General features: G+C 74.6%; 24 protein-coding genes and 1 pseudogene. 10 read left to right on the top strand and 15 right to left on the bottom strand.

From position 1 onward, the window contains the following. Positions 1–156: 156 nt before the first annotated feature. The 6 genes and pseudogenes from AB0G63_RS02045 to AB0G63_RS02020 form a co-directional block, all read right to left on the bottom strand. Positions 157–1,419, bottom strand: coding sequence for an MFS transporter (locus tag AB0G63_RS02045; RefSeq protein WP_360742722.1), 1,263 nt, complete (start codon positions 1,417–1,419; stop codon positions 157–159). A 562-nt stretch (positions 1,420–1,981) separates the two neighbouring features. Then, a complete protein-coding gene (locus AB0G63_RS02040) occupies positions 1,982–2,221 on the bottom strand; it encodes a hypothetical protein (RefSeq protein WP_360742720.1) in 240 nt (79 codons plus the stop codon). Next, positions 2,218–2,799 carry an HAD family hydrolase gene (locus AB0G63_RS02035; protein WP_360742717.1) on the bottom strand — a complete coding sequence of 194 codons (582 nt, stop codon included), beginning with the start codon at positions 2,797–2,799 and terminating at the stop codon, positions 2,218–2,220. The genes AB0G63_RS02040 and AB0G63_RS02035 overlap by 4 nt, the downstream gene beginning before the upstream one ends. A 58-nt stretch (positions 2,800–2,857) precedes the next feature. Beyond that, a complete protein-coding gene (locus AB0G63_RS02030) occupies positions 2,858–3,862 on the bottom strand; it encodes a glycosyltransferase (RefSeq protein WP_360742714.1) in 1,005 nt (334 codons plus the stop codon). Continuing rightward, positions 3,859–4,038 carry a carbamoyltransferase C-terminal domain-containing protein gene (locus AB0G63_RS02025; RefSeq protein ID WP_360743163.1) on the bottom strand — a complete coding sequence of 60 codons (180 nt, stop codon included), beginning with the start codon at positions 4,036–4,038 and terminating at the stop codon, positions 3,859–3,861. The genes AB0G63_RS02030 and AB0G63_RS02025 overlap by 4 nt, the downstream gene beginning before the upstream one ends. Before the next feature lie 30 nt (positions 4,039–4,068). Continuing rightward, positions 4,069–4,380: pseudogene (locus AB0G63_RS02020) on the bottom strand (carbamoyltransferase N-terminal domain-containing protein); the annotation flags it as partial. 332 nt (positions 4,381–4,712) lie between these two features. On the opposite strand from AB0G63_RS02020, the gene AB0G63_RS02015 reads away from it, so the two are divergent. After that, positions 4,713–5,153 (top strand): SRPBCC family protein, encoded by a 441-nt coding sequence (locus AB0G63_RS02015; protein WP_360742711.1) that lies wholly within the window; start codon positions 4,713–4,715, stop codon positions 5,151–5,153. Here the strand turns inward: AB0G63_RS02015 and AB0G63_RS02010 are convergent. The 4 genes from AB0G63_RS02010 to AB0G63_RS01995 are packed head-to-tail and all read right to left on the bottom strand — an operon-like array spanning position 5,139 to position 10,247. After that, positions 5,139–6,308: an XdhC/CoxI family protein gene (locus AB0G63_RS02010; protein ID WP_360742708.1), complete on the bottom strand. Its 1,170-nt coding sequence runs from the start codon at positions 6,306–6,308 to the stop codon at positions 5,139–5,141. The genes AB0G63_RS02015 and AB0G63_RS02010 overlap by 15 nt on opposite strands. A 19-nt stretch (positions 6,309–6,327) precedes the next feature. Next, a complete protein-coding gene (gene pucD / locus AB0G63_RS02005; protein ID WP_360742705.1) occupies positions 6,328–8,772 on the bottom strand; it encodes a xanthine dehydrogenase subunit D in 2,445 nt (814 codons plus the stop codon). Positions 8,773–8,775: 3 nt separating this feature from the next. After that, positions 8,776–9,357, bottom strand: coding sequence for a (2Fe-2S)-binding protein (locus AB0G63_RS02000; protein WP_360742702.1), 582 nt, complete (start codon positions 9,355–9,357; stop codon positions 8,776–8,778). Then, positions 9,357–10,247: an FAD binding domain-containing protein gene (locus AB0G63_RS01995; RefSeq protein ID WP_360742698.1), complete on the bottom strand. Its 891-nt coding sequence runs from the start codon at positions 10,245–10,247 to the stop codon at positions 9,357–9,359. The genes AB0G63_RS02000 and AB0G63_RS01995 overlap by 1 nt, the downstream gene beginning before the upstream one ends. 338 nt (positions 10,248–10,585) lie before the next feature. Between AB0G63_RS01995 and AB0G63_RS01990 the strand changes: the two genes are divergently transcribed. From AB0G63_RS01990 to AB0G63_RS01960, 7 genes are all read left to right on the top strand, one after another. Beyond that, the gene (locus AB0G63_RS01990) at positions 10,586–12,385 is read left to right on the top strand and encodes a PucR family transcriptional regulator ligand-binding domain-containing protein (protein ID WP_360742696.1); all 1,800 of its coding nucleotides are present in this window, start codon (positions 10,586–10,588) and stop codon (positions 12,383–12,385) included. Between the two features lie 153 nt (positions 12,386–12,538). Then, positions 12,539–13,312 carry a hypothetical protein gene (locus AB0G63_RS01985; RefSeq protein WP_360742693.1) on the top strand — a complete coding sequence of 258 codons (774 nt, stop codon included), beginning with the start codon at positions 12,539–12,541 and terminating at the stop codon, positions 13,310–13,312. A 93-nt stretch (positions 13,313–13,405) separates the two neighbouring features. Beyond that, positions 13,406–13,909 (top strand): DUF2231 domain-containing protein, encoded by a 504-nt coding sequence (locus AB0G63_RS01980; protein ID WP_360742690.1) that lies wholly within the window; start codon positions 13,406–13,408, stop codon positions 13,907–13,909. Between the two features lie 213 nt (positions 13,910–14,122). Next, complete coding sequence (locus AB0G63_RS01975; protein WP_360742687.1) at positions 14,123–14,533, top strand: VOC family protein; 411 nt, start codon at positions 14,123–14,125, stop codon at positions 14,531–14,533. Between the two features lie 101 nt (positions 14,534–14,634). Next, positions 14,635–15,156: a helix-turn-helix transcriptional regulator gene (locus AB0G63_RS01970; protein WP_360743160.1), complete on the top strand. Its 522-nt coding sequence runs from the start codon at positions 14,635–14,637 to the stop codon at positions 15,154–15,156. Then, positions 15,156–15,824 carry a glyoxalase gene (locus tag AB0G63_RS01965; RefSeq protein ID WP_360742684.1) on the top strand — a complete coding sequence of 223 codons (669 nt, stop codon included), beginning with the start codon at positions 15,156–15,158 and terminating at the stop codon, positions 15,822–15,824. The genes AB0G63_RS01970 and AB0G63_RS01965 overlap by 1 nt, the downstream gene beginning before the upstream one ends. Before the next feature lie 52 nt (positions 15,825–15,876). Continuing rightward, positions 15,877–16,362, top strand: coding sequence for a DUF1801 domain-containing protein (locus tag AB0G63_RS01960; RefSeq protein ID WP_360742681.1), 486 nt, complete (start codon positions 15,877–15,879; stop codon positions 16,360–16,362). Between the two features lie 236 nt (positions 16,363–16,598). Here the strand turns inward: AB0G63_RS01960 and AB0G63_RS01955 are convergent, their stop codons facing one another. Beyond that, positions 16,599–17,474: a GntR family transcriptional regulator gene (locus AB0G63_RS01955; protein WP_360742678.1), complete on the bottom strand. Its 876-nt coding sequence runs from the start codon at positions 17,472–17,474 to the stop codon at positions 16,599–16,601. 157 nt (positions 17,475–17,631) lie between these two features. Here AB0G63_RS01955 and AB0G63_RS01950 point away from each other — a divergent pair, with 157 nt between their 5' ends. Together AB0G63_RS01950 and AB0G63_RS01945 are read left to right on the top strand one after the other, a co-directional pair. Next, on the top strand, positions 17,632–18,477 hold the full coding sequence (locus AB0G63_RS01950; RefSeq protein ID WP_360742675.1) for a (2Fe-2S)-binding protein: 846 nt from the start codon (positions 17,632–17,634) through the stop codon (positions 18,475–18,477). Positions 18,478–18,778: 301 nt separating this feature from the next. Then, entirely contained in the window at positions 18,779–19,807 is a 1,029-nt protein-coding gene (locus AB0G63_RS01945; RefSeq protein WP_360742672.1) for a DUF2637 domain-containing protein, read from the top strand. A 137-nt stretch (positions 19,808–19,944) separates the two neighbouring features. Here AB0G63_RS01945 and AB0G63_RS01940 read toward each other — a convergent pair whose 3' ends face one another. The 4 genes from AB0G63_RS01940 to AB0G63_RS01925 form a co-directional block, all read right to left on the bottom strand. After that, entirely contained in the window at positions 19,945–20,427 is a 483-nt protein-coding gene (locus AB0G63_RS01940) for an ATP-binding protein (RefSeq protein WP_360743157.1), read from the bottom strand. 351 nt (positions 20,428–20,778) lie between these two features. Further along, positions 20,779–22,521 (bottom strand): pyruvate dehydrogenase, encoded by a 1,743-nt coding sequence (locus tag AB0G63_RS01935; RefSeq protein ID WP_360742669.1) that lies wholly within the window; start codon positions 22,519–22,521, stop codon positions 20,779–20,781. 63 nt (positions 22,522–22,584) lie between these two features. Next, complete coding sequence (locus AB0G63_RS01930) at positions 22,585–24,192, bottom strand: protein phosphatase 2C domain-containing protein (RefSeq protein ID WP_360742666.1); 1,608 nt, start codon at positions 24,190–24,192, stop codon at positions 22,585–22,587. A 102-nt stretch (positions 24,193–24,294) separates the two neighbouring features. Beyond that, positions 24,295–25,692, bottom strand: a complete 1,398-nt coding sequence (locus tag AB0G63_RS01925) for an AlkA N-terminal domain-containing protein (protein ID WP_360743154.1) — start codon at positions 25,690–25,692, stop codon at positions 24,295–24,297. Between the last annotated feature and the right edge of the window lie 127 nt (positions 25,693–25,819).

The raw sequence follows: 25,819 nt of genomic DNA, 5'->3' as shown, positions 1-25,819 counted from the left end.
ACGGCCGCCAGAGCGGACGTGTCGCCGTTTCGGTGAGCGGTGCGCAGGTGGCTGATCAGGCGCACCACCTCGTCGTGCTCACGGGTCAGTTCGTCGATGGCGGCCAGGGACCGGCAGCCGCAGTACTCGCACGTCGAGGGCTCCGGGCGGGTGTGGTCAGTGGGAGGTGGCGGGCGAGGCCGGCGCGCGGCGGGTGCGGCCGGTGACCGCGTGGCGGACGCCGGTGCCGGTGAACGCCAGCGCCGCGGCGGCGACCAGGCCCAGCAGCACCAGGCCGACGGCGTAGGAGCCGTAGGCGCCGTAGAGCGAGCCCATCACCAGCGGCGGCACGAAGCCGCCCAGGCCGCCCGCGGCGCCCACGACGCCGGTGACCGAGCCGACCGTGTTCGCCGGGGCCAGCAGCGCCACCAGGGCGAAGACGGCGCCGCTGCCGGCGCCCAGCGCGGCGGCCATCGCCAGGAAGGCGATGGTGCCGACCGGCGTGAGCGAGGGCGTCAGCGACTGCACGAACGCCGCGGTGAGCACCACGGCCATGCTGCCGGCGAGGACCCGGACGGGGCCGAGGCGGTCCGAGAGCCAGCCGCCGACCGGCCGCATCGCCACCGCCAGCAGCACGAAGCCGGCCATCCGGTTGGCGGCGTCGGCCTGGGAGAGCCCGTAGCCGGTCTTGAGGTAGGTGGGCAGGTAGACGGAGAAGGCGACGTAGCCGCCGAAGGCGACCGCGTACAGGGCGGACGCCTGCCAGGTGATGCCGAGGCGCAGGGTGGCGGCCAGGCGGCGGGTCAGCGGCTCGGTGGGCACGGTGCGCGCCGGGGCGTCCCGCATCACCAGGGCGGCCAGTGCCGCGTAGGCCGTGAGCACGATCGCGGTGATCACGAAGGGGGCGGCCATGCCGGGCCCGTCCACCAGCTTGACCGTGGTCAGCGCGCTGATCGCGGTGCCGCCCATGCCCATCCCGAAGACGCCGATGGCCAGGCCGCGCCGCTCGGGCGGGAACCAGGCGCTGACGAAGGGCACGCCGACGGCGAAGGCGGTGCCGCCGATGCCGAGGAAGAACCCGCCGATCAGGAGGGCGGCGAGCGAGGAGTGCCCGGCCAGGCCCAGGTACAGCACCGGGACGACGGTGGCGGCCGACACCAGCGGGAACATCACCCGTCCGCCGAACCGGTCGGTCAGCGCGCCCACCGGGATGCGGCCCAGCGAGCCGACCACGACCGGCACCGCCACCAGCAGCGACTGCTCGAACGACGACAGGTCGAGGCTGTCCTTGAAGCGGGGTCCGAGCGGGCTGAGCAGCGCCCACGCCCAGAAGTTCACGGCGAATCCGACAGTGGCCAGGGCCAGCATCAGCCACGCCCGGCCGGGCACCTGCGCGCCCGGAGCCGGGCTGCCGTTCTCCATCGTCGACGACTGGGCCATCGTGTCCGTCCTTGCTCTCGCGGTTCTCACGGTTCTCGCGGTCGTCACGGTTTCGCGGTCGTGCCGGCGTCATCGGGCGGGGCCGGGCCCCGGCGTGCGGTCCGCTCGCCAGCAACTGTCCTGGTACGGCTGTGTGGTGGGTCAGGGGCCTATGGTCCCTGCCCCCGGGCGGACGGTCCCGGGACGCGGACCCGGTCGTCCCGGCCGGGGCACCGGGGCGGCCGGGGCACCGGGGCGCCGGGGCGGCCGGGGCACCGGGGCGCCGGGGCGGCCGGGGCAGGGGTCGGACCGCACGTCGGGGCGGTCCGCACGGGGCGCCAGAGCGGTCCGCCGACGGTCGGCTCCCCCTCCCCCTCCCCCTCCCCCGGACGCGCGGATCCTTCCCGGTCCGGTCTCACGCGCCACGGAGCCCGTCGCGGGCACTCGTGCGGCGTTGCGGTACTGACCACGGCGCGGGCGTCGGCGGCCAGGACGGACAGCTCGCCGGAGGGCGGGGCGCGACGGCGAACAGGCCGGGCGCCGGGCAGACCGGCGAACTCGGCGATCCGGGCCACCGGTTCGTCTAGCCCGGCCCCCCGGTGACGACGCCCCGGTGACCTGCCGTGCGCGCCGTGCGGGCGACGGCCGCGCACCGCTCGACGGGCCGGCAGTGCGACGGCGCCCCCGCGCCCGGGTGGTGTACGACGACGGCGCCCGGCACGGGGGACGAGGCGTGCGGGCGGGGCGGCAGCAGGCCGCCGGGGACGGGGCCGGCGAGCAGCACGTCGCCGAAGCTGTCGAGTCGGGTGACCAGTGCCCTCATCGCGTCCTCCGGCTCGTGTCGAAGGCGTTCGCGATCGGGCGTTCGTCGGCGATCACGCGCCCGCGCGGCGGCCCGGCCGGCACCGCCCGTACGGCCGTGGTCAGGTCGGGGGCCACGTGGTCGGCGCGGGCCGTCTCCTCGGGGCGGGTGCGCGCGTTCGGCACCAGGATCCCGTGGGCTCCCGCCCGGCGGGCGGCCTGCACGTCGGCCTCGATGTCGCCGACGACGACGCAGTACTCGGGCGGGGTGCACAGCCGACCGCACGCCCACAGCACCATGCCGGGCTCCGGTTTGCGGCAGTGGCAGCCGTCGTCGGGGCCGTGCGGGCACACCGCGAACACGTCGAAGGGGCCGAGGAGTTCGTCGACGCGCCGGTTGACGCGGCGGACGTCGGCGGCGGTGAGCAGGCCGCGCGCGACGCCGGACTGGTTGGTGACGACTCCGGTGCGGATGCCGTGGGCGCGCAGCAGGCGGAGCGCCTCGCGGGCGCCGGCGACCGGGCGCACCCGGTCCGGGTCGGCGTTGCAGGGGACGTCCTCGACGAGGGTGCCGTCGCGGTCGAACAGGACGGTCCGCACGGCGCGCGGCCCTCGCGGGTGACGGCGGGACCGGGAGTGGTCTCCGTGGTCTCCTGGGTCACGACGCCACCTCCGGCCAGGCCGGGGCGGAGCGGTGCCGCCACAGCCCGCCGAGCCAGTACCAGGTGGCCGCGGGCGGGATGAGCGCGCTGGTCGCGAGCACGGTGACGACCTCCTCACGGGTGCGCGGCCCGGGGGCGATGCGCGCCCACGCGAACTCGCCGGTGCCGGCGGCCCAGCCGGCCGCGCAGGCCGCGGCCGGCCGCCGGTACCCGGCGGCGGCGAGGAGGCACGCGGCAGCGCCGGCGGCGGTGACGGCGAGGTGGGAGCGCAGCCGGCCGCGCGGGGCGTACGCCCTCTCCCACCAGTCGGGGCCGTGCAGACGGCGCATGAGCGCGTCGTCGGCGTTGCCGCGCTGGGCGTGCAGGGAGACCCAGCGGGAGGCGGGGCGGACCGGGTGGCGTGTCGTGCGGCGGCCCTGCCGGATGCGCCACCCGGCGTCGAGGACGCGCAGCGCGAGGTCGGCGTCCTCGCGGAAGGCGAGCCGGAAGCGCTCGTCGAAGCCGCCGACGTACTTCAGCGCGTCGGTGCGGTAGGCCATGTCGGCGGTGATCCACCGGGCCTGCGCGAGTCCCGCGGTGCCCCGTTCCCACTCGGTGGGGCGGCGCTCGCCGGGCAGCGGTACGGCGATGACGCCCTGCACCCCGGCGGTGTCCGGAGATGCCTCGGCGAGGTCCTCGGTGAGCTGGGCGCACCAGTGCGGGCCGACCTGGACGTCGTCGTCGAGGAAGGCGACCCAGGGCGCGGTGACCCCGCGCAGGCCGGTGTTGCGGGCGGCGGCCGGGCCGCGGCCGCCGCTGTGCAGCACGACGGTGCGCTCCCCCAGGTCGCCGAGGACGCTGAGGGGGTGCGCCAGCGCGGCCGGGTCGGGCGCGGGTCCGGGCCGGTCGTCGACGACGACGATCTGCTCGGGCCGGGGCCCGGTCGCGGCGGCGAGCGCCGCGAAGCAGTCGGCGAGGGTGTCCCGCACCAGAGTGGGGATCACGACGGCGTAGTCGGTCATCCGAACGCCCTCCCCCGGCGCACCGCGTACGGTCCGACGGCGAGCAGGTCCACGGGCGCCGGGCCGAAGCACTCCAGGGCGGCACGCGGGTCGTCGGCCATGGGCCGGCCGGCGGTGTCGAGGCCGGTGCCGGCCACGACCGGCAGTCCGGTGCGCCCCTCGAAGGCGGCGGGCATCCGCGCCACCAGCGGTTCGCCGCGCTCGTCGGGGGCATGGCGGGCGTACTCGAGGCGCAGCGTGTCCCGGGAGCCGTCCAGGCCAACGTCTCGGACCGGGCGGGCCGCCCCGGGGTCGAGGGGGCAGGCGACGGCGTCGGGTTCCTCCGGCCGCAGGCCCGCCTGGCGCAGGCACCAGCGCGCGGACGGCTCGGGCAGTTCCCAGGCGGAGAAGGGCAGGGGGCGCTTGCCGTGCTCGCGGCGGCTGAACCACTCCTCCTCGGTGGCGGCGACGGCGCGGCCGTCCACCACCACGGCGGCGGCCGGGTCGTGGAACAGGGCGTCGATCCCAAGCATGTGCATGGCGCGGGCTCCGTCACGGGCGGCGTGTGCGGGCTGGAGTTGCGCCGGGTGCCAGGGAGAAGCCGCCTCAAACACGTGGACACAACTCGCCGTGAAGGCCGCACCGATTTTCACTCCGGGTGACTTCCGGGCCGCCGGACCCGCGCAGGGCGTTCAAAGGGCGCGGGAAGGGCCCGTCCCGGGGGGCGCCCGGCGGGGCCGGCGGGGCCGCGCGTGCCCCCGGACAACCCGGCGGACAACCCGGTGACCCGGCCGCGGGAACCCGGTCGAGCAACCCGGTGACCCGGCGGCGGGAACCCGGTCGAGCAGCCCGGATTCCCTACGATCGTGCCGTGGCCACCTTCCTCCTCGAACGCACGGCGCCGCTCCCTCCCCACGAGGCCTGGCGGCGCCTGACGGAATGGCCTCGCCACGGCGAGGTGGTTCCGCTGACCCGTGTCATCGTGACGACTCCGCCGCCGACCCGCGTGGGCACGGTCTTCGTGGCCCGTTCGGGCATCGGCCCGCTCGCCTTCGACGACCCCATGGAGGTCACGGTGTGGCGGCCGCCGACGCCGGACACGCCGGGCCTGTGCCGGCTGGAGAAGCGGGGCCGGGTCGTGACGGGGTGGGCCGAACTGGAGGTCGGCCCGGGACCGGGCGGCCACAGCCGCGTGCGCTGGCACGAGGAACTGGACGTCCGTCCGCTCCCCGGCCTCCTCGACCCGGTGGTCGCACGCACGTCGCACTACGTCTTCGGCCGCGCGGCCGACCGCCTCCTACGACGCCCGTGACACCCGCCCCGACAACGCGACACGCCTCGCGGCCGCCGGGGGCCGGTCGTGGTGGATGGGGGCGAGTGTGCCGGTGAGGGGCAGGCCGGTGCCGCCTCGCTGGGTGGCGACGATCTCCGCGGCGATCGACAGGGCCGTCTCCTCCGGGGTGCGGGCGCCCAGGTCGAGGCCGATCGGCGAGCGCAGGCGGCGCAGTTCCGCGTCGGCGAGGCCGGCTTCCCGCAGCCGCGCGTCGCGGTCGAGGTGGGTGCGGCGGGAGCCCATCGCGCCGACGTAGGCGACCGGGAGGCGCAGCGCCAGCCGGAGCAGGGGTATGTCGAACTTGGCGTCGTGGGTCAGCACGCACAGCACCGTACGGGCGTCCACGGACGTCCGCTCCAGGTACCGGTGCGGCCAGTCGACGACGATCTCGTCGGCCTCCGGGAAGCGGGCCCGGGTCGCGAAGACCGGCCGCGCGTCGCACACGGTGACGTGGTGGCCGAGGAACTTGCCGACGCGGACCAGGGCCGACGCGAAGTCGATCGCGCCGAAGACGATCATGCGGGGCGGGGGTACGCGGGACTCGACCAGGACCGTGAGCGGCGTACCGCAGCGCGAGCCCCGCGCGCCGAGCTCCAGGATGCCGGTGCGGCCGGCGTCGAGGAACGCCGACGCCTCGGCGGCCACGGCGCGGTCCAGGTCCGGATGCCCGCCGAAGCCGCCCTCGTGCGTGCCGTCGGCGCGGACCAGCAGGGCGCGGCCGGCGAGGTCCGCCGGGCCGGACACGACCCGGGCCAGCGCCGCCGCCCGGCCGTGCGCCGCGTCGGCGAGCGCGGACGCGAGCACCGGGCGGGCCGGGTCGGCGGCCCGGACCGGCGTGACGAGGACGTCGATGACGCCGCCGCAGGTCAGGCCGACGGCGTAGGCGTCCTGGTCGCTGTAGCCGAAGCACTCGAGGACGCTCTCGCCGTCCCGCAGGGCCTGTCGGCACAGCTCGTACACCGCGCCCTCCACACAGCCGCCGGAGACCGAGCCGACCGCCGTGCCGTCGGCGTCCACCGCGAGGGCGGCGCCCGGCATGCGCGGGGCGCTGCCGCCGACCGCCACCACGGTGGCCACGGCGAAGTCGCGTCCCTCCTCGGCCCACCGGTTCAGTTCCTCGGCGATGTCCAGCATCTGACGGGCTCCTCGGCTCTCACGCGGTACCGGTGAGGTGCTCCGGCCGTACCGGCGTCCGGTTCAGCTCCAGTCCGGTCGCGGCGCGGACGGCCGCGAGGACGGCCGGGGTCGACGACAGGGTGGGCGCCTCGCCGACGCCGCGCAGCCCGTACGGGGCGTGGTGGTCGGCGAGTTCCAGCATGTCGACGGGGATGGCCGGGGTGTCGAGGATGGTGGGGATCAGGTAGTCCGTGAAGGAGGGGTTGCGCACCTTCGCCGTCACCGGGTCGACGACGATCTCCTCCATGACGGCGATGCCCAGCCCCTGGGCCGTGCCGCCCTGGATCTGGCCGACGACGGACAGCGGGTTGAGCGCCTTGCCGACGTCCTGGGCGCAGGCCAGCTCGATCACCTTCACCAGCCCGAGTTCGGTGTCGACCTCGACGACGGCGCGGTGCGCGGCGAAGGAGTACTGGACGTGGCCGTTGCCCTGGCCGGTGTGCCGGTCGAAGGGTTCGGTCGGCCGGTGCCGCCACTCCTTCACGACCTCCACGGCCTCCTCCTCCAGGACGTCCGCCAGGCCGGCGAGGACCTCGCCGCCGTCGGTGACGACCTTGCCGCCCTCCAGGAGCAGTTCGGCCGTCGCCCAGGCCGGGTGGTGGGAGCCGAACTTGCGCCGCCCCATCTCCAGCACCTGCTCGCGCACCAGCTCGCAGGCGTGCTTCACGGCGCCGCCGGTGACGTACGTCTGCCGCGACGCGGACGTGGAACCGGCGCTGCCCACGCCGGTGTCGGCCGGGCGGATGGTGACCTGGGCGACGCCCAGCTCGGTGCGGGCGATCTGCGCGTGGACGGTGACGCCGCCCTGGCCGACCTCCGCCATGGCCGTGTGGACGGTGGCGACGGGCTCGCCGGCGACGACCTCCACGCGGACGCGGGCGGTGGAGTAGTCGTCGAAGCCCTCGGAGAAGCCGACGTTCTTGATGCCGACGGCGTAGCCGACGCCCCGGACGACACCTTCGCCGTGCGTGGTGTTGGACAGGCCGCCGGGCAGCTGCCGTACGTCGACGCCCTCGCTGGACTCCCACGCGCGTTCCGGCGGCATCGGCATCGCCTTGACGCGGCGCAGGAGTTCGGCGACCGGGGCCGGGGAGTCGACCGGCTGCCCGGTCGGCATCAGGGTGCCCTGCTCCATGGCGTTCAGCCGGCGCAGCTCCACCGGGTCCATGCCGAGCCGTGCGGCCAGCTTGTCCATCTGGGCCTCGTAGGCGAAGCAGGCCTGGACCGCGCCGAAGCCGCGCATGGCGCCGCAGGGCGGGTTGTTGGTGTAGAGGGCGAGGGCCTCGATGTCGACGTCGTCGACCCGGTAGGGGCCGACGCCCAGGGAGGCGGCGTTGCCGACGACGGCCGGGGAGGCGGAGGCGTACGCGCCGCCGTCGAGCACGATCCGGCACTTCACGTGCGTCAGCCTGCCGTCCCTGGTGGCGCCGTGCTCGTAGTGCAGGCGGGCCGGGTGGCGGTGGACGTGGCCGAAGAAGGACTCGAAGCGGTTGTAGACGATCTTGACGGGCCTGCCGGTGCGCAGGGCCAGCAGGCAGGCGTGGATCTGCATCGACAGGTCCTCCCGGCCGCCGAAGGCGCCGCCGACGCCGGCCAGCGTCATACGCACCTTCTCCTCGGGCAGGCCGAGCACCGGGGCGATCTGCCGCCGGTCGGAGTGCAGCCACTGGGTGGCGATGTAGAGGTGGACGCCGCCGTCCTCCTCGGGCACGGCGAGGCCGGACTCCGGTCCGAGGAACGCCTGGTCCTGCATGCCGAAGCAGTAGTCGCCGGTGACGATCACATCGGCCTTCCGCGCGGCCTCGGCGGCGTCGCCGCGGACGATGGGCTGGCGGTGGAGGATGTTCGGGTGCGCGACGTGGGGCGCGTGGTGGTCGGTGCGGTGGTCGTGGACGAGGGGCGCGTCGGGGGCGGTGGCGGAGGCCTCGTCGGTGACGACGGGCAGTTCCCGGTACTCGACCTTGATCTTCGCGGCGGCGCGGCGGGCGGTCTCCGGGTGGTCGGCGGCGACGATCGCGACGGGCTCGCCGTGGTGGCGCACCTTGCCGTGGGCGAGGACGGGGGTGTCCCGGACCTCCAGGCCGTAGTGGGTCACGTCGGCCGGCAGGTCGTCGTACGTCATGACGGCGTGCACGCCGGGGGTCGCCAGGGCGTCGCTCGTGTCGATGGAGACGATCTCGGCGTGCGCGACGGTGGAGCGCAGGATCTGGCCCCACAGCATGTCCTCGTGCCACAGGTCGGACGAGTACGCGAACTCGCCGGTGACCTTCAGGGTGCCGTCGGGCCGGAGCGTGGACTCGCCGATGCCGCCCTGGGTGCGGGACTGCTGGGTGAGGCCGGTGGGGGCGCCGGCGGGGGTGCTGCCGCGGGCGCCGGCGGGGGCGTCTCCCGTTCGGGCGGTGCCGGAAGTGGGGGTGGGCATGGGTCAGGCCCCCTCGCTCTGCCGGGCGGCCGCGAGGCGGACCGCGTCCATGATCTTCTCGTAGCCGGTGCACCGGCACAGGTTGCCCGAGAGGGCCTCGCGGATGTCCGCGTCGGTGGGGTCCGGGTTGCGCTCCAGCATCTCGTCGGCGGCGACCAGCAGACCGGGCGTGCAGAAGCCGCACTGGACGGCGCCCGCGTCGAGGAACGCCTGCTGGACGGGCGCGAGACCGGTGCCGCCTCCGGGCTGGGCGACGGTGTCCCCTCCGGCCCGGGAGACGCTGTCCGCCGGCTCCCCGGGGGAGGTGCCGTCCGCGGCCGTCCCGCGGGAACGCCGCGCGGCGTACTCCGCCAGGCCCTCCACGGTGACGACCTCGCGGCCCTCGGCCTGGCCGGCGGCGACCAGGCAGGCGCAGACCGGCACGCCGTCCAGGCGGACCGTGCACGAGCCGCACTCGCCCTGCTCGCAGGCGTTCTTCGAGCCGGGCAGGCCGAGCCGCTCGCGCAGCACGTACAGCAGGGACTCGCCCTCCCACACGTCGTCGGCCTGCTGCGGGCGTCCGTTGACGGTGAAGGTGACGCGCATCAGGCTGCTCCCTCCGTGCCGGCGGCGGTGGAGCGGTACGACTCCCAGGCCCAGGTCAGGGTGCGGCGGGCCATGACGCCGACCGCGTGTCGCCGGTAGTCCGCGGTGCCCCGGACGTCGTCGATCGGGTTGCAGGCGGCGGCGCACAGGCCGGCGAACCGCTTGGCGACCGACGGGGTGATGATCCGGCCGTTGTCCCAGCAGCCGCCCTCCTCCAGGGCGGCGGCCAGGAACTCCTCGGCGGCCTTCGCCCGGACGGGGGTCGGGGCGGCCGAGCCGATGCCGGTGCGGACGGTACGGGTGCGCGGGTGCAGCGCGAGGCCGAAGGCGCACACGGCGATGACCATCGCGTTGCGGGTGCCGACCTTGGAGTACTGCTGCGGGCCGTCGGCCCTCTTCACGCGCACGCTCCTGATCAGCTCGTCGGGGGCGAGCGCGTTGCGTTTGACCCCGGTGTAGAACTCGTCGACGGGGATCAGCCGGGTGCCGCGCACCGACTCCGCCTCGATCTCCGCGCCGGCCGCCAGCAGGGCGGGGTGGGCGTCGCCGGCCGGGGAGGCGGTGCCGAGGTTGCCGCCGACGCCGCCGCGGTTGCGGATCTGCGGGGAGGCGACCGTGTGCGCGGCGAGGGCGAGTCCCGGCAGCTCGGCGCGCAGGTTCTCGATGATCTTGGTGTACGGGACGGAGGCGCCGAGCCGGACCGTCTCCTCGCCGGTCTCCCACTCGTAGAGGTCGCCGACGCGGCTGAGGTCGAGGAGGTGGTCGGGCCGGCGGCGGTCGAAGTTGATCTCGACCATGACGTCGGTGCCGCCCGCGATCGGCACGGCGGTGGGGTGCTCCGCCTTCGCGGCGAGCGCCTCCTCCCAGCTGGCGGGGCGAAGGAAGTCCATGACGGCCTCTTGTTCGTCTCGGGGTCGTACGGATCGAGCCGGATCCGGTGCGGCGGGCTGGGCTCGTCATGTGCTGTTGACGCGGAGTGTGGTCAGTACACAGCGCCGTACTCCACCGGGGTCAGTCACGGAAGACATGAAGGAGTTGGCTGGCCACGGCGGTCATCTTGTAGATTCATATGAACGGAGGACCTCAGTAACCTCATCGTCTTCCCACGGAAACGCGGGAAACAACCCGGCCATCGGCCACGCGGCTCGCGCACCGGCGCGCGCCGCGCCCTCCCCTGTCCCCTCACGGACCCTCGCAGGTTTCGAGACGAAGATCGGCGGCGACGAGAATGCGGCTGCGCGCACTGCTGGACACCGACGCGCTGGGCCTCAGGCTGCTCGGCGGCGGGGACGAGCTGGACCGCACCGTGCGCGGCGTGATGACCACCGACCTGCGTGATCCCAGCCGCTACCTCTCGGGCGGGGAGCTGGTGCTCACCGGCCTGGCCTGGCGCCGGGACGCGGCCGACTCCGAGCCGTTCGTGCGGATCCTGGTGCAGGCCGGGGTGGCCGCGCTGGCGGCCGGCGAGGCCGAACTGGGGAACGTGCCCGAGGACCTGGTCGTGGCGTGCGCACGGCACCGGCTGCCGCTGTTCGCCGTGCACGAGTCGGTGGCGTTCGCGACGATCACCGAGCACGTCGTGCGGCAGGTGTCCGGCGAGCGTGCCGGGGACCTCGCGGCCGTGGTCGACCGCCACCGCCGGATGATGACCTCGGGACCGGCGGGCGGCGGCCCGGACGTGGTGCTCGACCTGCTCGGCTCCGACCTGGACCTGCGGGCCTGGGTGCTGTCCCCCACCGGCCGGCTCGTCGCGGGTCCGAAGACGGCGGCCCCCACGCTGCCCGCGGACGTCTGCGCCCGGCTGGCGGCCGAGCACCTCGCCGCGTCCCGCACGGGCCGGCGCGGGCCCCACCGGGTGACGCTCGGCCCGGCGACGTATTCGCTGTTCCCCGTGCGCAGCAGCGGCCGCGCCCCGCACGCCTCGCGCGACGTGCGGGAGACGGTGCTGTCGGACTGGCTGCTGGCCGTCGAGGCGGACGCCGCGGACTGGCCCCCGGAACGGCTGGACCTGCTCCAGGGCGTCACACAGCTGATCGCGGTCGAGCGCGACCGGCGGGACGCGGCGCGCACGGTGCGGCGCCGGCTCGCGCAGGAGGTGCTGGAGCTGGTGCAGACCGGCGCGGTGCCCGCCGAGATCGCCGCCCGTCTGAGGGTGGCGGCGCCGGTGCTGCTGCCCGGCCTCGGTGCCGCCCCGCACTGGCAGGTCGTGGTGGCCCGGGTGGAGTGGGAGCGACGGGAGCAACAGGGCTCCGGAGCCGGAGCCGGAGCAGGTTCGGAAGGGGCCCCGGGCTCGGCCTCGGGTGCCGCGTCCGCGTCCGCGGCCCCGATCGAGGGCGGTGGCGGTGGCGGGCGGCCGGCCGGTGAGATCGAGACCGGCCCGGTCGCCCAGGCGCTGCTGGAGGAGATCCTCGTCGACCCGCTGTCCACGGGCGTCGAGCCGTCCGACCGCATCGCCGTGACCCACGCGGGCGACGAGGCGGTCGCCCTCGTCGCGCTGCCCGCCGTCTCCGCCGAGCACGACGGCTCCGAGGCCGGGATCCTCGCCGAGGCGCTCCTGGAGTCCGTACGCGAGCCGCTGTCGGCCGGTCTCGACGACGACGGGCGGATCACGCTCGGCGTCAGCGCGGCCGTGCACTCGGCGGAGGGCCTGCGCGGCGCGCTGGAGGAGGCACGGCACGCCCGCCGGGTGGCGGCGGCCCGGCCGGGCCGGGTGTGCGCGGCCGGGCACCAGGAGCTGGCCTCCCACGTCCTGCTGCTCCCCTTCGTCCCCGACGACGTCCGCCGCGCCTTCACCGCCCGCCTGCTGGACCCGCTGCGCGAGTACGACCGCCGCCACCGCGCGGAGCTGATCCCCACCCTGGAGGCGTTCCTCGACTGCGACGGCTCCTGGACGCGCTGCGCGACCCGGCTCCACCTGCACGTCAACACGCTGCGCTACCGGGTGGGGCGGATCGAGCAGTTGACGGGCCGCGACCTGTCGCGACTGGAGGACAAACTCGACTTCTTCCTGGCGCTGCGGATGAGCTGAGGCCGGCCCGGGAAGGAACGAGGTGGCACCAGGTGCCGTCCGCGTCCCACGACTTTGTGAAATCCTTCACCCAGCCCCTTGGCCCGACGTGGTGATTGGTGCTGGAATGCGGCCACCACTCAACAGCTCGATGGCGTGCTCGGGGAGGGCAATGTGGCGTATACCGCCATGTCTGGTAACGGAACGACCGCTGGTGACGATCCCCTCCAGACCGCGGTATGGCGGTTGCGCTCACGCGCCTGCTGGGCCGACGCGGCGGCACTGCTGAGACCGGACACCCCCGCGACCGCGCTGCAGCGGGCGGCGCTCATGGTGGAGAAGTGCCTGTACACCGAGCAGGGGTGGGAGGAGGCCGAGGACGCGCTGCGCACGGCCGAGGCGCTGGCCCAGGGCGACGAGGAGCGGGGCGCGGCCGCTTGTGAACGCGGGCAACTTGCGTACGCGGCGACGCTGCACGGAGTGCGCGACCGGGCCGACGAGGCGCGGGCCGCGCTCGGACGGGCGGCGGCGCTGATCCCGCCGGGGGCGGCGGGGCGAGCGGTGCTGGACTTCCGGCGCGGGCTGCTCGCCGAGAACCTCGCCCGCTCACCGCAGGCCGCCCGTGCGGCCTACCGGCGGGCGCACGCGGGGGCCACCGCGCACGCCGACCCGCTGCTGCTGTCGTTCACCTGGCGGCACCTCGCCGGACTCGCGCTGCGCGACGGGGAGCTGGCGGAGGCGCGGCACGGTTTCGCCGAGTCGCTGCGCATCCGGGAGGAACTGGGCTACCTGGTCGGGACGGCTCCGGCGCTGGCGTCCCTGGCCGACGCGGAGGTGGAACCGGAGGCCTCGCGGCTGCGCGAGGAGGCGCGGCGGCTGTACCGGCTGCTGGGCGGTGTACCGACGTGGCTGGCCCGGCAGCTGGCGCCTCCGGCGGCGACCGCGTGACGAAGGCGCCGGGGCAAAGATGGGACTGAGAGGAACCTGAGAGGTTTCTGTGCCAGTCTGGCGCCGCCCCGAACCCCCTTGGAGGAACGCCTGATGAGCACCATCAACGGCCTGCCCGCACATGTTCTCCTGGTCCATATCGTCGTCGTGCTCGTGCCGCTGACGGCCCTGGCGCTCGTGGTGGGCGCCGTGTGGCCGCAGGCCGCTCGCCGCATGGGCCTGGTGCTGCCGTTGCTGGCCCTGGTGACGCTGGCGAGCGTGCCGCTGGCCACGGATGCGGGCGAGTGGCTGGAGGAACACGTCACCAGCAGCGCCCTCATCAGGCGCCACACCGAGCTGGGTGACGGGCTGCTGCCGTGGGTGGTGGGCCTGTTCGTGCTGGCGGCGGTGGTCTGGTGGACGACCCGCCGGACGCCCGCCGAGGGGACCGCGCCCCGCTCCGCGACGATCGTGCGCATAGCGGCCCTGGTGCTGTCGGTCGTGGTGGCGGCCGGCGCCGTCGTCGACGTCTACCGCATCGGCGACTCCGGCGCGAAGGCGGCCTGGACGGGCGGCTTCTCGAAGTCCGCGACCGATTCGGGCGACGGCGACGACTGACCGCCCCCTCTCCGACGCCGGTCCGCACCCCCCGGTCGGACCGGCGTCGGCATGCCCGCTCCCCCAACACCACCCGAACCCACAAGCCTGGCGAGACCGGGCCCACCCCGGACAGGACCGGCGCCCGGCGGGCGGTGCCCGTGAACGTCCGGCGTGTCGGATCGATCAGGAATCGAGAAGCCCGCTTCACGAAGCCGCTCTAGCCTGATCGCCATGGACATCACCATTCACACGACCGTTCTTCCGCACGACGACCCGGACGCGTCGCTCGCCTTCTACCGCGACGTCCTCGGCTTCGAGGTCCGCAGCGATGTCGGGCAGGGCAGGATGCGCTGGATCACGGTCGGCCCGGCCGGTCAGCCGGGCACGTCGATCCTTCTGGCACCGCCTGCGGCCGATCCCGGTATCACCGAGGACGAGCGCCGCACGATCACCGAGATGATGGCCAAGGGCACCTACGGCTGGATCCTGCTGGCCACCCCGGACCTCGACGCCACGTTCGAGAAGGTGCAGGCCGGTGACACCGAGGTCGTCCAGGAGCCGACCGAGCAGCCGTACGGCGTCCGCGACTGCGCGTTCCGCGACCCCGCGGGCAACCTGGTCCGCATCCAGGAGCTGCGCTGAGCCGTACGGGTCATCCAGGAACTGCGCTGAGCCGTAAGGGCGTCGATGCGGCCGTGCGGGCCGGCATCGGGACCGGATGGCAGACAGAGGGAAGGGTTCTCATGTGTCAGCCCGAATGGCGGCATGCACGCGTCCAGGCGCAGCGCCTGGCTGATCTCGCGCGGCTGCGCCGCGTCCGCGACCGGATCGACCGGGAATACGCGCAGCCGCTGAACGTGGAGAAGCTCGCCCGTGATGTGAACATGTCCGCCGGGCACCTGAGCCGGCAGTTCCGGGCGGCCTACGGCGAGTCGCCGTATTCGTACCTGATGACGCGTCGCATCGAGCGGGCGACGGCGCTGCTGCGGCGGGGCGACCTCAGCGTCACCGAGGTCTGCTTCGCGGTCGGCTGCGCGTCGCTGGGCACGTTCACCACCCGCTTCACCGAGCTGGTCGGCATGCCGCCCGGGGCCTTCCGGCGCCAGGCGGCGGATGCGGCGGCCGGCCAGGCCGATGCCGCGGGTACGGCCCGCGACGCGGGGCCGGCGATCACGGTGGAGGGGATGCCGGCGTGTGTGGCGAAGCAGGTCTCGAGACCGGTCAGGAATCGAGAAGCCCCGGCGGCCGCGCAGCCCCTAGCGTGATGGTCATGGCAACCACCACTTCCACCGCCGCCGGCACGTTGTCCCTCGCGTCCGTCACCCTCGAGGTGGCCGACCCCGAGGCGGCCCGCCGCTTCTACCGCGCGTTCGGCGTGGACACGTACGTACGCCTGCGGGCGTCCGAGGCGCACTCCACCGGATTCCGCGGCTTCACCCTGGCGCTCACGGTGTCCCAGCCGGCCACCGTCGACGGCTTCGTCGGCGCCGCCGTGGAGGCCGGCGCCACGGTGCTGGAGCCCGCCGCGAAGTCGCTGTGGGGCTACGGCGGCGTCGTACAGGCCCCGGACGGGACGATCTGGAAGATCGCGACCTCGGCGAAGAAGGACACCGGCCCCGCCGCCCGCGAGATCGACGAGGTCGTCCTGCTGCTCGGCGTCGAGGACGTGAAAGCCACCAAGCGGTTCTACGTCGGCCGGGGCCTGACCGTGGCCAAGAGCTTCGGCGGCAAGTACGCCGAGTTCGCCCCCGGCCGGTCCAGCTCCGTCAAGCTGGCGCTGTACAAGCGCCGCGGCCTGGCCAAGGACCTCGGCGTCCCCGCCGACGGCACCGGCTCGCACCGCATCGTCCTCGGCAGCACCGACGGCGCCTTCACCGACCCGGACGGATTCGTCTGGGAGACCGCCGCGTCGCCCGCCCGCACGCCGTCCTGACCGCCGGCCCCGCACTCCCGCCCCGCCCGACCCCGTACGAGAGGAACGCGCCATGCCGTCCACGAAGTCGTCCGCCGAGGACTCCGGCACACCCACCGAGAAGTACAGCGGATTCACCGCCGAGGAGCGGGCCGCGATGAAGGAGCACGCACGCGAGGAGAAGAAGGCCGCGGCGCGGCGCGGTTCGTCCCGGGCGGAGAAGGAGGCGGCGGCGGAGCGGGACGTGCTCGAGAAGATCGCCGAGATGCCGGAGGCGGACCGAGTCCTCGCCGAGCGGATCCACGAGATCATCAGGACCGCCGCTCCGGACCTCGCGCCCAAGCTCTGGTACGGGATGCCCGCGTACGCCAGAGACGGCAAGGTCGTCTGCCACTTCCAGAGCGCGGAGAAGTTCAAGTCGAGGTACGCCACGCTCGGCTTCAGCGACCAGGCGGCACTGGACGACGGTTCCATGTGGCCGACCGCCTACGCCGTGCGGGAGCTGACCGCGGCCGACGAAGAGCGCATCAGCGCGCTTGTCAGGAAGGCGGTGGCCTGAGGCCGGCCGGGGCAGGACGCCGGAACGGGACTCCTGCTCGGGCAGCGCGGGCGTGGGTCTCCTGCCCGGCGGCCCGGCGGACGGTGCCCCGTTCCGGCGGACGGCGCCCCGGCCCGGCGGACGGCGCCCCGGCCCGGCGGACGGTGCCGCGGCCCGGCGGACGGTGCCGCGGCCCGGCGGACGGGGAGAAGAGCCGACCCGGAGCACGCCCTGTGGCGGGCGTGGGCGGGACGCGTTCAGGGGTGGCGCGGCCGGGTGGGTGACGGGGCGGCGAAGTGGTCGGTCAGCGCGGTTGCCACCACGTCCGGATCGCCGGCGATCAACGCGTCGAGCAGCGCCGTGTGCTGCGCCGCGTCGGCGAGCAGTTCGGCGCGGACGCGGGGCGTCGGGGGGCCGCCGAGCGGCCACTGGACGCGGCGGTGCAGGTCGTCGGCGATCCGGAGGAGCTGCTCGTTGCCGGACAGGGCCAGCACCGCCCCGTGGAACGCCCGGTCCGACTCGGCGTACGCGGCACGGCAGCCGGAGGACGCCGCGCGGACGGTCGCATCGGCGAGCGGCCGCAGCTCGGCCCACCGCTCGACGGGCACCGTACGGGCCAGCCGCGTTATCACCGGCACCTCGATCAGCGCCCGTATCTCGGCCAGTTCGGCCAGTTCCCGGGCCCCCCGCTCGACCACCCGGAAGCCGCGGTTGGGCACGACCTCGACGGAGCCCTCGGTCGCGAGCTGCTGCATGGCCTCCCGCACGGGCGTCGCGGAGACCCCGAACCGTTCGCCGAGCGCGGGTGCCGAGTACACCTCGCCGGGCGTCAGCTCGCCCGTGACCAGCGCGGTGCGCAGCGCGTCGAGGACCTGCCCGCGCACGGAGGCCCGCTGGACGACCGGACGGGAGCGCGACAGCGGCGTCTCACCGTGCGTGTGCTCGCCCCGGGCGGCCCCGCATCCGGCCCCGGCCGCGCCCCCCTGGGCCCGGTCCCGGCTCCGGGACCGGGCCCGATCCCGATCCCGGTCCATGTCCGCGGCCGCCGGCTGCGGCGGCACCCGGACGCCGCCGGCGCCTACCCCGGTTCCCGGAACACCCGTCTCCGCCGAGCCCTGCGCTCTTCGGCCCACGGGGTCCTCCTCCGGACGTTTCGGTACTTGGGGTCATTACGGCGAGTTGTCACTCGCCCGTCAAGCACCATAGGCGCACAGGCCGTCAGTTCAAATTGCGATTAAGACAGGTAAGGTAAGGCTTACCTTTCAATCGTTTCCCGATCGGTGGTCCCGCATGCCCGTGCAGCAGTCGCCCCTCACGGACGCGTACACCCGTCTGACCGAGGTCTTCCCCGGATTCGCCGTCCGGGAGCTGGGCCCGGACGAAGAATCCCCCCGCGGCCGCGGATGGGTCGCCGCCGCCGCGCTCGCGGCGGGCGGCGCCGAACTCGACGCGTTCCTGGCCTGGGACGACGCCCAGGTGCGGCGCGACTACGGCCGACCGGCACGCCCCGACGTCCTGGCGAGCTTCGGCCTGCACCGGTACGCCTGGCCCGCCTGCCTGCTGATCACCGTCCCCTGGTTCCTGCACCGCAGGGTGCCCCGCTTCCCCGTGACGCACGTCTCGTACGACCGCACCGCCCCCGGCCTCTCCGTGGGCCGCATGGCGGTGCGGCCGGCCGGCTTCGCCTGCCTGCCGGACGACCCGGCGGCCGCCCTGCCCGGCGCGCGGGTGGTGGCCGGCGAGGAGGAACTGCGGGACCGGGTGCGGGCCGCGGTGGCCGAGCACCTGGAACCCGTCCTCGCCGGGTTCGGCCCGCGCATGCGGCGGCGCGGCCGGGCCCTGTGGGGCACGGCGACCGACGAGGTCGTGGAGGGCCTCTGGTACGTCGCCCACCTGTTCGGCGAACAGGAGCGGGCACGGCGGGAGCTGGAGGCGCTGCTGCCGGGCGCGACCCGGCCGTACGTCGGCTCGGCGGCGTTCCGGGAACTGACCGGACCGGACGGCGAGTCGCTGCCGACCCGGGACCGGGCGAGCTGCTGCATGTTCTACACCGTGCGCCCCGAGGACACCTGCGCCACCTGCCCGCGCACCTGCGACGCCGACCGGGTCACCAGGCTGCTCGCCGCAACGAGTTGAGGGACCCTCGGGTACGAACGCGCCGGGCGTCCCGTAAGATCAGCGGCGAACGGGACCGCCCCACGGTTACAGGTGATTCACAACTTCCTCACTCGCCGCAGGAACTTTCCGTGGAACCACTCGTACGGGTAGTCTTATTCGAACTCAACTCCCGCCCCTCAAGCGGCAGTTCGAGCAGAACGCCGCCCTGGGCACTCCCTTGCGCTTCCTTGGCGGCCTCTTGCCCCGAAACCCCATGAGGGCCGGCGGGAGTGGGCCACTATGGCGGGCGTTACGCCCTATCCCAATGCAAGGGACCCTGATGAGACTGACCGACATATCGCTGAACTGGCTGCTTCCGGGCGCCGTACTGCTCCTGGGCATGCTGGTGGCGGTGGCGGTGCTCACGCGCAGCAAGCGGTCCGGGGAGCACGCGAAAGCAGAGGACTCGTGGGAGCGCAGCGAGGAGCGCCGCCGGCGCAAGGAGGCCATATACGGCACCGCCTCCTACGTCCTGCTGTTCTGCTGTGCGGCGGTGGCCGCCGCGCTCTCCTTCCACGGACTGGTCGGCTTCGGCGAGCAGAACCTCGGCCTCTCCGGAGGCTGGGAGTACCTGGTGCCGTTCGGCCTGGACGGTGCGGCCATGTTCTGCTCCGTCCTCGCGGTGCGTGAGGCCAGCCACGGTGACGCGGCCCTCGGCTCCCGGATACTCGTATGGACGTTCGCGGGCGCCGCTGCCTGGTTCAACTGGGTGCACGCGCCCAGGGGCATCGGCCACGACGGCGCCCCGCAGTTCTTCTCCGGCATGTCCCTCTCGGCGGCCGTCCTCTTCGACCGTGCGCTGAAGCAGACGCGCCGGGCCGCGCTGCGCGAGCAGGGTCTGGTGCCGCGTCCGCTGCCCCAGATCCGCATCGTCCGCTGGCTGCGCGCCCCCCGCGAGACCTACAAGGCCTGGTCGCTCATGCTCCTGGAGGGCGTGCGCAGCCTCGACGAGGCCGTCGAGGAGGTCCGCGAGGACAAGCGGCAGAAGGAGGAGAACCGGCTGCGGCGGCGTGAGGCCGACCGCCTGGAGCGCGCCCAGCTCAAGGCCATCAGCCGGGGCCATCGCGGCTTCGTGGGCCGAGGCGGACGACAGGTCGAGGCGCTGGAGCCCGCCTCGGCCTCTACGGAGCCTGCCCTATCGGCGCCGGAGCCCTTGCCCGTACGCGCCAGGCCCTCGCTGCAGCCCGTCCGCAAGGGCGGTACTGAGCCGGTCACCGTCGACCTCACCGCGGAGGACGACACAATGGCCCTGCCTCGCCTCGACTCCCTTGAGCGCAAGCTGAAGGACCTCGAGCAGCAGTTCGGCTAGCAGTGGTTCGGCCGAGCACGGCCTCATGGGAAGGGGGCGTGACCTTCGGGTCACGCCCCCTTCCCTTTGTCACGTCCGCTTCCCGTGTACGCCCTCTTTCCGTGTACGTCCGCTTCCCGGTCAGGCCGCCTTCCCGGTCAGGCCGCCTCCGCCGCCAGCTCGAACCACACCGACTTGCCCACACCGTGCGCCCGTACGCCCCAGGCGTCGGCGAGGGACTGCACCAGGACCAGGCCCCGGCCGTTCGTGCCCTCGTTTCGGTCCGGCAGCCGCATCCGGGGCCTGCGGGCGGCGAAGTCCCGTACCTCCACCCGCAGTCCGCAGGGTCCGACGGTGGCCGTCAGGACCGCGTCGCGGTCGGTGTGGACCAGTGCGTTGGTGACCAGTTCGCTGGTGAGCAGCTCCGCTATGTCGGACCGCCCGGGTCTGCCCCACTGCCGCAGCAGTTCCCGCAGGGCCCTGCGCGTCTCGGGGACCGCCTTCAGGTCCGCGTGCCCGAGTCTGCGCCGGAGCCGGGACGGCTCCGCGTCTTCCGCGCGGCCGTCGGCCGCCTCCTGAGCCGTCCTGGTCGAGGAGGCCCCGACCGCCGTGGAACCGCCCCCTCGCGCCTGCCTCTTCATGTCCCCCGCCCGCGTGCCGAGTCCGGTCCCCTCCTGGTCGAACACGTTCACGGAATCCATGCCCGATCAGGCAGACGGCAGTCATGCCGGCCGCCTGACGGTGAGGCACCCGGCCGCGGGGGCGGGGATTTCGGACACGGGGACGACACCGGGCGGGCGGCGACGTCGGGCCGCCGCGGAGACCGCCGTCGGCCCGGGGCGGCGGCCGCCCCGGCGACTGAGCAGACGGAGCGGGCGCCGGAGGAGGCCGGAACGTCTCCCGGACGGATCCCCGTGCCCGCGTCACCGGCCTCCCACGGCCGGCGAAACTGGCCGGAATCCATCGCCGGGAGCGGCGTCCGCCGGACGGCGTCAGGGGCGCGGGATGTTGCGGAGGTTGGAGCGGGCCATCTGGACCATGCGGCCCACACCCCCGTCCAGCACCATCTTCGACGCCGACAGGGCGAAGCCGGTCACCATCTCGGCGCTGATCTTGGGCGGGATGGACAGCGCGTTGGGGTCGGTGACGACGTCGACGAGGGCGGGCCCCTTGTGCCGGAAAGCGTCCTTCAGGGCGCCCGCGAGCTCCTTGGGCTTCTCCACGCGCACACCGTAAGCGCCGCAGGCGCGGGCGACGGCCGCGAAGTCGGGGTTCTTGGCGGTGGTGCCGTAGGCGGGCAGCCCGGCGACCAGCATCTCCAGCTCCACCATTCCCAGCGAGGAGTTGTTGAACAGGACCACCTTCACCGGCAGGTCGTACTGCACCAGGGTCAGGAAGTCTCCCATCAGCATGGAGAATCCGCCGTCCCCCGACATCGACACCACCTGCCGGCCGCGGTCGGTGAACTGGGCCCCGATCGCCATCGGCAGCGCGTTCGCCATCGAGCCGTGGGTGAAGGAACCGATGATGCGGCGGCGGCCGTTGGGCGAGATGTAGCGGGCGGCCCAGACGTTGCACATGCCGGTGTCCACGGTGAACACCGCGTCCTGGTCGGCCACTTCGTCGAGGACGGCGGCCACGTACTCGGGGTGGACGGGCACGTGCCGTTCGACCTTGCGGGTGTAGGCCTTCACCACGCCTTCCAGCGCGTCCGCGTGCTTCTTCAGCATCCGGTCCAGGAAGCGGCGGTCGGTCTTCTCCCGCACCCGCGGGAGAAGACAGCGCAGCGTCTCCCGGACGTCGCCCCACACCGCGAGGTCCAGCTTCGAGCGCCGGCCGAGGTGTTCGGGCCGGACGTCGATCTGGGCGATCTGCACGTCGTCGGGCAGGAAGGCGTTGTACGGGAAGTCGGTGCCGAGCAGGATCAGCAGATCGCACTCGTGGGTGGCCTCGTAGGCGGCGCCGTAGCCGAGCAGGCCGCTCATGCCGACGTCGTACGGATTGTCGTACTGGATCCACTCCTTGCCGCGCAGCGCGTGCCCGACCGGGGACTTGATCTTCCCGGCGAACTCCATGACCTCGGCGTGCGCGCCCGCCGTGCCGCTGCCGCAGAAGAGCGTGACCTTCCGGGCCCGGTCGATCATGTCGACGAGCCGGTCGATCTCGGCGTCGCCGGGACGGACCGAGGGCCGGGCGGTCACCAGGGCGGTCTCGGCGGGCTTGTCCGGGGCGGGTTCCGCGGCGACGTCGCCGGGCAGGGTGACGACGCTGACGCCGGACCGGCCGACCGCGTTCTGGATGGCGGTCTGCAGCAGGCGCGGCATCTGCTTGGGACTGGAGACCATCTCGCTGTAGTGGCTGCACTCGCGGAACAGCTGCTCGGGGTGGGTCTCCTGGAAGTAGCCCAGCCCGATCTCGCTGGAGGGGATGTGCGAGGCGAGGGCGAGGACCGGGGCCATGGAGCGGTGGGCGTCGTAGAGGCCGTTGATGAGGTGGAGGTTCCCGGGGCCGCAGGAGCCGGCGCAGGCGGTCAGCTTTCCGGTGATCTGGGCCTCCGCTCCGGCGGCGAAGGCGGCGGTCTCCTCGTGGCGGACGTGCACCCAGTCGATGGCGGCGTTGCGGCGCACCGCGTCGACGACCGGGTTGAGGCTGTCGCCGACGACTCCGTAGAGGCGCTGCACACCGGCGCGGACGAGGATGTCGACGAACTGTTCGGCAACGTTCTGCTTGGCCATGGTGCTCTCCTGCCCCTTCGGTCTCCGAGGATCCCCGCGTCCATGAATTCACAGCCGGGGCGCTCACGCCTCCCAGACGGCCGCCGCCGTGCGGTCGTCGGCGTAGCCCTTGACCCTGACCTGGGTGTCGGCGAGGAAGGCGGCGAGACCGGGCGGGTTGGACCCGGACCACCGGCCCGTGAGGTAGCGGCACAGGTCGGGTTCGCCGCGCAGCGGCTCCGCGAGTCCGTCGGTGCACATCAGGAGCGTGTCACCGGGGCGGGCGAGGGAGGCGCGGAAGCGGAAGGGTTCGCGGGGCGGCTGCGGGGCGGGCTCGTACGGGCTCGGCGGGGTGGGGATGCCGAGGTCCATGGTGAGCCGGTCGCCCTCGGGCGTCTCGGCGGGCAACGAGCCGAAGCCGACGACCGGTTCACCGCTGACCTCCGCGACGCGCGGCTCGATGTCCTGCCACTCGCCGTCCCGGAGCCGGAACAGGCCGCCCGCGCCGACTCCGAAGAACACGCGGATACGGCAGTCGGGGTCGGCGGGCAGCAGCAGGCAGCGCAGGGTGGCCGAGTACTCGTCCGGTTCGACGCCCTGTTCGGCGGCGCCGGCGCGGAGCTTGCCGAGGCTGCGGTCGGTGAGACGGTGCAGGCCTGACTTCAGGTCACCGCGCCGGGCGGCCCGGATGTCCTCGGCCAGCCGGGCGTGACTGCGGCCGACGGCGCGGGCGATCCAGCGGCAGGCGTCGGCGGCCGCCCGGTGCGCCTCCGGGGCGGCGCGGGCGCCGGTCGCCATCGCGACCAGGATCAGGGCCTCGGCTCCGGTGCCGAAACGGGCGTTGAGGAGGGCGTCGCGGCGCGGCTCGCCCCGGTAGCGCGCGGAGTCGCCGCGGAGCGAGACCGCGCGCAGGGTGCAGGCGCCGTACCGCGCGCCGTCCAGCACGGTGTCCGGTACCAGGGCGTCCAGTTCGTCGGGGTCGGCGGTCGGCAGGGCGGTCGGCTCGGGGTCGTAGGTGGGCGGGCCGGACCCGACGTGGTCGACGGGGTGCGGGGGGACGGCGGGGGCGACCGGGCCGTGCGGTGGGGTCCCTGGGGCCGGCGGGGGCGAAGTGGTCGGTGCGGTGGGGGCGCCCGGACGGGTGCCGTGCGGGGCGCCGGCCCTGCCGGAGGAAAAGAAACCGGCTTCGGGGACAGAAGGGCCGGTCTCGGGAGCACGGGGTCCCGTCTCCGGAGCGCGGGGATCCGTCGCGGGGGCAGGGGGGCCGAATGTGCCCGCGCCGTGCGAAGTGGCGCGCTGCGGCGGGAACGCCGTCGGTCCGGGCGGCGCGGCGGGCGAGGGCTCCCGCCCGGCCCGCTGGTCCCCGGCCCCGACCCCGGCGCCCGGTGGAGTCCCCGGCCTCGGGGGCATCCCAGGCCTCGGCGGCATACCCGGCTGCGGGGGCGTACCCGGCCGTGGAGACGTCTCGGGCGCCCCGGACCGCTGCGGGGGAACCCTGTCCCCGTCGCCGTCCCTGTCCCCGTCCGCGTCGTGCACGCCGGCGCCACCCCCCACGGTGCCCGCCGCGGAGGCGAACCGGTCGTCCAGGGAGTCGGGCGCGGCCGTGGGGCCCGTGTCCTGGGTCGATTCCTCGTACAACTGCCGCCACCAGTCGTCCTCGTGACCGGTGGGCCTTCCCCCCTGCTGGCTCATGCCCTCAATTGTCCACCGCACGGGCCCCGTGAAAACGGGACATCGGGAAAATCCGCCTCCCCGGCGCCGGCCTGCGGCGCTGCCGCGGTACCGGGAGCTCTGTCAGGGCGTCAGACCGGCGGCTCGCAGGTGCTGCACGGCGTAGGAGCGCCAGGGGCGCCAGCTGTCGGGGACATCCAGGCCGGGCGGGGCTACGTCGGGGTCGCCCAGGGCGCGGGTACGGATCACGGCGACCTTGCGGGCGTCCATGGCGGGCAGGGCGAGCAGCGCCGCCTGCGCGTCGTCGCGGTCGGCGCCCGCGTCCAGGTGTACGGCGCCGTCGGCGAGGGCGGCGGCGAGGGCGCCCAGGGTGCCGTGCGGCTCGGCCTCCGCGAGGACGGCCGGTTCGGGGAAGAGGTGGGTGAGGCTGCCGCTGGGCGCGTCCAGTGCCTTGCCGTACCGCCGCACCAGGTGCGCGGCCGCCGTCCGCCCCACCAGGGCCCGTACCGCGAGCTCCTCCGGGTCGGCGGCGCCGGGCGACCTGAGCCCCGGGCGGGCGGCGACCAGCGGGGCGAGCCGCTCGTCGGCGCCGAGCCGCTCGTCGACGGCGTACGGGTCGGCGTCCAGGTCGAACAGGCGCCGCAGCCGCTGCACGGCGGTGGTCAGGTCGCGGGGGTCGGTGAGGTGCAGGCGGGCGTCCAGCCAGCCGCCCGGGTGGGCGGCCGAGCCGGACACCGGGCCGCCGGCGCGTTCGTCGACGGCGGCGATGCCGGTGCCGTGCGGGAGGCGGAGGGTACGGCGGTATGTGCGCCGCCCCGGCGTCCCGCTCACCTCTTCGACGCCGGGCACGGCCTCGCGCTCCAGCAGTTCGAAGACGGCGCGGGACTGGTACGGGCCCCGGTGGGCGAGCCGCAGCGGTATCGCGCCCGCCGGGACGGCCGCGCGCCGCGCGGTCCGGCCGCCGTGCGGCGCGGCTTCCCGCAGCCCGCTGGGCGTCGAGGCGTACACGGCGCGCATCGTGTCGTTGAACTGCCGCACGCTGGCGAACCCGGACGCGAACGCTATCTCGGTGACCGGCAGGCCGGTGGTCTGCAGCAGCACGCGCGCGGTGTGCGCCCGCTGGGCGCGGGCGAGGGCGACGGGCCCGGCGCCGAGTTCGGCGGTGAGCTGCCGCTGCACCTGCCGGGCGCTGTAGCCGAGCCGGGCGGCGAGACCGGCGACGCCCTCCCGGTCGACGACGCCGTCGCCGATCAGCCGCATGGCGCGCCCCACCACGTCGGCGCGCGCGTTCCAGTCGGCCGAGCCGGGCACGGCGTCCGGCCGGCACCGGCGGCAGGCCCGGAACCCCGAGCGCTGCGCGGCGGCGGCCGTCGCGAAGAACCGGACGTTGCGCCGCTTCGGCGTCACGGCCGGGCAGCTGGGCCGGCAGTAGATGCCGGTGGTCTCGACGGCGAAGAAGAACTCCCCGTCGAACCGGGCGTCCCGGCTGCGCACCGCCTCGTACCTGGCGTCCTCATCCATCATGGTGTCCAGTCTCGGCGCCTTCGGTACCGCACGGCCAGCGGAAATCGGACGTCACGTTCTCAGCGCTCCGGTCGCGTTTCTCAGCGCTCCCGTCGCGTTCTCAGCGTTCTCGTCGCGGATCCGC

It is taken from the genome of Streptomyces sp. NPDC020996 (genome assembly GCF_040641355.1).
Lineage (GTDB): Bacteria > Actinomycetota > Actinomycetes > Streptomycetales > Streptomycetaceae > Streptomyces.
The sequence above is the reverse complement of the archived record's forward strand: the minus strand, read 5'-3'. Positions and strand labels throughout refer to the sequence as shown.